General features: G+C 48.3%; 6 protein-coding genes. 4 read left to right on the forward strand and 2 right to left on the reverse strand.

What is annotated here, in order from left to right:
* The first annotated feature begins 609 nt into the window (after positions 1–609).
* Positions 610–933 carry a DUF1825 family protein gene (locus tag AC3A14_RS04505; protein WP_318732516.1) on the forward strand — a complete coding sequence of 108 codons (324 nt, stop codon included), beginning with the start codon at positions 610–612 and terminating at the stop codon, positions 931–933.
* A 14-nt stretch (positions 934–947) separates the two neighbouring features.
* Here the strand turns inward: AC3A14_RS04505 and AC3A14_RS04510 are convergent, their stop codons facing one another.
* A complete protein-coding gene (locus tag AC3A14_RS04510) occupies positions 948–2876 on the reverse strand; it encodes a transglycosylase domain-containing protein (protein WP_318732515.1) in 1929 nt (642 codons plus the stop codon).
* Between the two features lie 173 nt (positions 2877–3049).
* On the opposite strand from AC3A14_RS04510, the gene tyrS reads away from it, so the two are divergent.
* Genes tyrS through AC3A14_RS04525 form a run of 3 tightly spaced genes read left to right on the forward strand, consistent with a single transcriptional unit; the run spans position 3050 to position 5580 of the window.
* The gene (gene tyrS, locus AC3A14_RS04515; RefSeq protein WP_318732514.1) at positions 3050–4252 is read left to right on the forward strand and encodes a tyrosine--tRNA ligase; all 1203 of its coding nucleotides are present in this window, start codon (positions 3050–3052) and stop codon (positions 4250–4252) included.
* A 12-nt stretch (positions 4253–4264) separates the two neighbouring features.
* Complete coding sequence (gene pyrF / locus AC3A14_RS04520) at positions 4265–4978, forward strand: orotidine-5'-phosphate decarboxylase (protein WP_318732513.1); 714 nt, start codon at positions 4265–4267, stop codon at positions 4976–4978.
* A 5-nt stretch (positions 4979–4983) separates the two neighbouring features.
* The gene (locus AC3A14_RS04525; RefSeq protein WP_318732511.1) at positions 4984–5580 is read left to right on the forward strand and encodes a hypothetical protein; all 597 of its coding nucleotides are present in this window, start codon (positions 4984–4986) and stop codon (positions 5578–5580) included.
* Between the two features lie 273 nt (positions 5581–5853).
* Here AC3A14_RS04525 and AC3A14_RS04530 read toward each other — a convergent pair.
* Positions 5854–6712: HEAT repeat domain-containing protein (locus AC3A14_RS04530; RefSeq protein ID WP_487778915.1), on the reverse strand; the 859-nt coding region annotated here is incomplete at its 5' end.

Below are 6712 nucleotides of genomic sequence, written 5' to 3' on the forward strand. Positions count from 1 at the left end.
GCCGAAATGACTGCTTCTGTTTGCTTCTGATATCAAATCCGGTTATCCCATTTCTCTTTAAGATTGCCATTAATCGATCCTTGGGAGGTAAGGGGCTGGGGGCCCCTTTTTAAAGCGCATCATCATAGATAAATGGTATTAGACAGTTGTCATTGCGATCGGAGGGAAGCAATCACCAAGATTGGGGATTGTTGCGATTGCTTCATTCCACTGGCGCGACCTTCGCAATGACATATCGTAACTGATTATTCGGATTTGATCTGACTTGCTAGTGTGACGGCATCCATACTCGATGGTTACTACGAATAACAACAACCCATCCTTACTTGTGCATCTTGAACTACATATTTGCAGAGCGGTAATTGTCCATGTATGGTCTACTCTACTTTTCAGCTCTTTGGCTTTTCTCTTATTCTACACCTCTTTCAGCACACTGACAAAACCATTCTCCGCGTCCCCATATCCCCGCATCTCCGTGTCTCGTAATTTCCCCATTCCCTATAAATACGGAAAACCGAATTTTACTCGAACCTCCGACTCCATTAGAATAAAACAAGTGCATCATCTCAATGCCCTTAACACCGTTAGTAAACCTATCCAAAAAAAGCCATGGGATTTTTTGATTCAGAAATTGTTCAACAAGAAGCAAAGAAACTCTTTGAGGATTATCAATCCCTGATCCAACTTGGCAGTGACTATGGCAAATTCGATCGAGAAGGAAAAAAGCTGTTCATCGAACAGATGGAAGCCTTAATGGATCGATATAAAGTATTTATGAAACGCTTTGAACTCTCCGAAGACTTCATAGCCCAAATGACCGTTGAACAGCTCAAAACCCAGTTGGGCCAATTTGGAGTCACCCCACAACAAATGTTCGATCAAATGAATTTCACCCTAGAGCGGATGAAATCTGAACTAGAAAAACAATCGTAAATATTGAACCCATCCTATGGCTGTGGTCGGGGAAATTCACTTGGAGAACGGAATTTCTCCACCGGTTCATTCGCCAAAGCTTTGTGCATGAAATCGCGCCAAATCGGAGCTACAAATGTACCTCCAGTAACTCCCTTAGCCAGAGGTCTATAATCATCATTGCCGACCCAAACCGCTACAGACAATTGGGGTACATAACCCACAAACCAAATATCCCGCTCCGAAGTAGTTGTTCCCGTTTTACCAGCCGCTGGACGACCCAATCTAGCACCAGTAGCTGTTCCCCGTGAAATCACCCCTTGCAATGTACTATTGAGAGAAGCCACCGCCCAAGGATCGAGAATCAGCTTCGGCTTAGGTGTATTATCCAATAAAACATTGCCATGGCTATCAATCACTTGGGCAATAAACGTCGGCTGGGAATGCCAACCATTGTTCGCAAACGTCGCAAACGCACCAGCCATCTCTAAAGGCGTTAAATCAACCGATCCTAGGGGTAAGGAAATTACCGGGTCCATGGGACTTTTAATCCCCAAATTTCGGACGACTTCAACGACCTTATTCAGACCAACCGCTTGACCAATCTTAACCGCTGGCACATTTAAAGATACTTCAAGAGACTTACGCAAACTGACCGCGCCAGAAAAACTCCCCCCATAGTTTTGGGGTGAATAATAGCCACTACCATCCCGATACCTGACTGGTGAGTCATTCACCACCGACTCAGGTGTATACTTGCCACTAGCAAATGCCGCATAGTAAACAAACGGTTTAAACGAAGATCCCGGTTGTCGTTGCGCTTGCACCGCTCGGTTATATTGACTGGTTTCATAGTCAAACCCTCCCACCATCGCTTTCACAAAGTGGGTGCGAGGGTCAACCGCTACAAGAGCTAATTGTCCATTATCGTAATCGTAATAAACACCTCGGCTATAGAGGCGACTATGCCAATCCTTAACCGTTTGCTCGGCAATTCGTTGTAGCCTCAGATCGATCGTGGTTTGAATCCGCAATCCCCCTTTGACCACCATATCGCGACCAAAGCGGTCTGAGAGTTCTTGAATCACTGCCTCCGTTAAATAGGGCACTTTACTTTGACCAAAAGAAGTCACCCGTCCCACTAATAACGGCTGTTCTTTTGCTTCTTTCTCTTCTTCAGCCGTAATCCAATTCAATTCTCGCATCCGCCCCAAAACGATCGCCTGCTGTCGTTTCGCTAACTTATAATCCACAAAGGGGCTAAAACTCTCCGGCGCTTGAATCAAACCCGCCATCATTGCTGATTCTGCCAACGTTAGATCCGCCGCCGCTTTCGCAAAATAACTTTGGGCAGCCGTCTCCACTCCATACGTATTATGACCCCAGTACACTTGGTTCAAATACAGTTCTAAAATCTCATCTTTGGTCAGAATTTGCTCTAAGCGCAGGGCTAAAACCGCTTCAGCGACCTTCCGACTCAATTGCCGCTCTGGAGACAGAAACAGGTTTTTCACCAACTGCATCGTAATGGTGGAAGCCCCCTCTCGAATCCCTCCCTTCTCAATATTGGCTAACAATGCCCGACCGACACTACTGGGATTAATCCCATTGTGCTGGTAGAAATGGGAATCTTCGATCGCCAACACCGCCAGTTTCAAGTGGGGAGCGATTCGCTCTAGAGGCACCACTTCCCGGTTCGCCTCATCATGAATCCGAGTCAGCAGTTCGCCATTAATATCGTAGATATAGCTGGTCTCTGTTGGCATATAGCTTCTCAGGCTGCGGACATCTGGCAGATTCCGAAAACTTAAGGCCAAACCCACCAGTCCTCCAGCAAAGATAGAACTGGTGAGCATCATCACTCCCAAAATCGTACCCCCTGCCACTTTGCCCACACCTTGGACAAATTGAAGGGCCGGGGTAATAGATTTAGATGGCTTACGACTGATAGTATTAGACGACACGATGATTTAACTTCCTCAGCTCGAACAAATGGATAGGGATAAGAACCAGACCTTGAGTCTTAGGGGATAGATGAATGGGGACTGACCCATAGTTTAACCTGTACCCGCGATAACTGTTAACAGTTATTACAGAGATTAGCAAAATATTAATGGATTATAGAACTTCTGATCCCATGACAAGTATCAACTCAACCTGGAATTGGCTGCATCGCGGTGTAAGTGAAATTTTTCCCGATCGCCCCGATAGCAACGATCCTGATGAGAACTTACAACGACGCATTGAGCAGTCCGGACAACCGTTGAGAGTAAAATTAGGCATCGATCCCACTGGGACAGATTTGCATCTCGGTCATAGTATTGCTGTGCGGAAATTGCGAGCCTTTCAGGATGCTGGCCATACAGCAGTTTTGATTATTGGTGATTTTACCGCTCAAATTGGTGACCCAACCGGAAAATCTGAGGTGCGCCGTCAATTAACGGCCGAACAGGTGAAGGAAAATGCCCAAACCTATTTGGATCAATTGCGTCCTATTCTCGATTTTGAGACTCCCGGACGCTTGGAAATTCGCTATAACTCGGAATGGTTGAGCCAGTTAGATTTAAGTGAAATTTTAAAACTTTTGGCCACGATGACGGTGGGCCAAATGTTGGCGAAAGAAGGCTTTGCTGAACGCTATAGCCAGGAAAATCCGATCTATCTGCATGAGTTTCTCTATCCTCTGATGCAAGGCTATGATTCTGTGGCAGTCAAAGCTGATGTGGAGTTAGGAGGAACTGACCAAAAGTTTAATATTGCCGTGGGTCGAGATTTACAGCGCCATTTTGGACTGAAACCGCAGTTTGGTTTGTTAGTCCCGATTTTGCTGGGGACGGATGGAGTGCAGAAAATGTCGAAGTCTTTGGGCAATTATGTGGGACTGTGGGAGAATTCAGTCACGATGTATTCTAAGTTGGAAAAAACTCCGGATTCCATTATTCAAGACTATGTGGAGTTGTTGACCGATCTTTCTTGGGATGAGTTACCCGAAAATCCTAGGGAACGGCAAAAGGTATTAGCCTTGGATGTGGTGACTCAATATAAGGGGCAGGAAGCGGCTTTAGAAGCCCAAAAAGCCGCTTTAAGTCAAGGGGAAGCGGGAACGATTCCTGAGTTTAGTTTGCAAAATGTGGAGTTTCCAGCCAAGTTATTTTACATTGTCAGCGCAGCGGGATTATCGAAGGGGTCTTCGGAAGCGAGGCGTTTGATCCAAGGCGGTGGGGTAAAATTAGCTGGGGAAAAAGTGAGCAATCCCAATTTAGTGTTTGAAGAAGTTGAGGAGATGGAGGGCAAAGTGTTGCAGGTTGGTAAAAACAAGTTTGCGCGGTTGGTCAAATAAGGAGGGGAATGTATGACGGCTGGCCACCGCATTATCGTGCCGTTGGATGTTTCAAGTCGGGAAGAAGCGATCGCTCTTTTGGATCGATTGCCTGATGTCGAGTTCTGGAAAGTGGGCCTCGAATTATTTGTCAGCAGTGGGCCCAGCATCCTTGATGAACTCAAACAACGGCACAAGCGCATTTTTCTCGATCTCAAATTTCATGATATCCCCAATACCATGGCTGGAGCCAGTCGAGCCGCCGGACGCTATGGGGTGGACTTGCTGACTGTCCATGGAGCGGCCGGTCGAACCGCCTTGCAACGTGCCCTAGAAGCCGCCAGAGAAGGGGCGGAATCAGTGGGATTATCCCCTCCGAATCTCTTAGCAATTACCTTGCTCACAAGCTTAAATTCGCGGGATTTAGCCTTCGATCTCAAAGTGCCTGTGGAGTTGCCTGAATATGCTCTACAGATGGCTCTACTCGCCCAGGAATCGGGCATTCAGGGAGCTGTCTGTTCTCCCCAGGAAGCGGCTGGGCTACGGCGCGTCTGTGGTGAGGAGTTTCTGTTGGTTTGTCCAGGAGTGCGCCCGACTTGGGCAGAAGGGGGAGACCAGCGACGGGTGATGACTCCCCAAGAGGCACTCAAAGCAGGGGCGAGTTATTTGGTAATTGGCAGGCCCATCACAGCGGCTGCCGATCCCCAAGGAGCCTGGAGGCGGATTATTGATGAGCTTACAGGTTAAATCCGATGCTGTTCTGGGAATTGACCCTCGGACATCCTTGGGTTGTGTATGAAGGTTCAGAAGTTAGGGTTGCCTCAACCAATACAGCACAAAGTGCTGTATTGGAGGACACTGCTGCATCGCCAAAGCCATATACCACAATCCTATTCCCTATTCCCCATTCCCTATTCCCTAGCGCGAAGCGCTATGGGGATAATTTTGAGCAGTTAATCCAGGATATGGTGCGGGATTTTCCCGGTTATGCCAATCGGATGATTCAGCGTCAGCGCGACCGGATAAAACCCAATCCTTTACCCTCAGTCATTACGGTGGGAAAACCCGATTTTGACCCTTTACCTCTTCCCTTTGAAGAAGAGATTCCGGAAAATTCCCGCCAAGTGTTTCTCACCTCCTTAGAGCGCACCTATCAAGGACTGACTATTGTGGATCGCCAGATCTATTATTGGCTATTTTTGAGCGAGACTGAACAGGGATGGGAGTTAGTCTTACTCTTGTCTGCGGTGACGGATGGGGAGCGGTTGCTTCGTTTACCAGAGAGTCGAGAAGCCGCCATTTCCGAGGCGATTCAGATTTGGCTGCGCGATTATCAGTTTAATCCTTAAGATTGGCATTCGCGATCGCCAATCGGCATCAAATATTGGGTTATAGTCAATTCATCTCTTCTGATGATACCTATAATATTGGCAGTATGGAAATCGATAACTGTCGGCAAGCGATCGCGCTGACAGAGAAGAGGGGATTTGCTGATATTTTATCTAAATTTGAACTTTCGTGGTCACTACTCGATTTTTGCGATAATAACGAAGAGAGAGAAACCGGGTTTCTTGCCCAATCTGGCATCCCATCAGGAAAGTCCTTAGAAACCCGGTTTCTTTTCACACCAGGGAGTCTAGCCAAGATTGCAGCGCCGAGACTAAGTTCTCCCGATCTGGGGGGAAGCCGCGCAGGGGAGCATCGAGGGGAGTGGGGGTTATCCAGGCAATGGAGACGGTGGGAGCGAGGAACTGGCACAGATGCAGGAGGGACTCTTGGGGGTCGCCGTTGTGCAGAATTAGGGCAATGTGGGGGCGGGGTTGGGCGTTGATCAGTTCCGTTTCCAGGTCGAAACAGTCGCTAATTTTCGGCAGGGTTTGCCCAGGGAAGAGCTGCTTAAAGATGCGGTTACTCAAGGCTTTGGCGAGTTTATCTTCATCGGTAATTTGGGTTAAGTGTTGGATATCCACACAGACGGGAGTGGTGTGGGGGGTGGGGTGCAGTTGGTTGGGGAGGTCGAGGAGTTGGGCGTTGAGGGTGTCCGTGAGGGCGGTTTTGCCTACCGGGGTTTGGTCGGCGACTTCGGGATGGGGGGCAGTGTCGAGATGATGCCAAGCGCGGTAGAAGTCGGGGTAGGGGAGATCTTGGGCAATGTTCCAGAGGAGGTTGTAGCACTCCTTGAAGAGGTCAAAGTTGTTTTCGTAGGTTTCATCGCTCAGGTGAGGTTGGAGAGCAGAGACAACACTTTGGCGTTGTGGGTTGGTGGTGATGATTTTGCCTAGACTCCAAGCCGCCTGCCTCCGGGTCTTTTCATCCTCAGTGGTAGCGATCACTTTGAGCAACGCCGCGATCGCCTCTGGGTTACCTGGATCGATGTTCTCTAAACTCACTGCCGCCCGCAACCGGGTATATTCATCCCCAGTGGTAGCGATCACTTTGAGCAACGCCGCGATCGCCTCTGGGTTACCGGGTGCAATCTTC

The organism is Roseofilum sp. (assembly GCF_982964205.1).

Excerpts from the sequence above, each read along its gene's own strand:
- AC3A14_RS04505 (WP_318732516.1), top strand. The coding sequence starts at position 610 with ATGGGATTTTTTGATTCAGAAATTGTTCAACAAGAAGCAAAGAAACTC.
- tyrS (WP_318732514.1), top strand. The coding sequence starts at position 3,050 with ATGACAAGTATCAACTCAACCTGGAATTGGCTGCATCGCGGTGTAAGT.
- pyrF (WP_318732513.1), top strand. The coding sequence starts at position 4,265 with ATGACGGCTGGCCACCGCATTATCGTGCCGTTGGATGTTTCAAGTCGG.
- AC3A14_RS04525 (WP_318732511.1), top strand. The coding sequence starts at position 4,984 with ATGCTGTTCTGGGAATTGACCCTCGGACATCCTTGGGTTGTGTATGAA.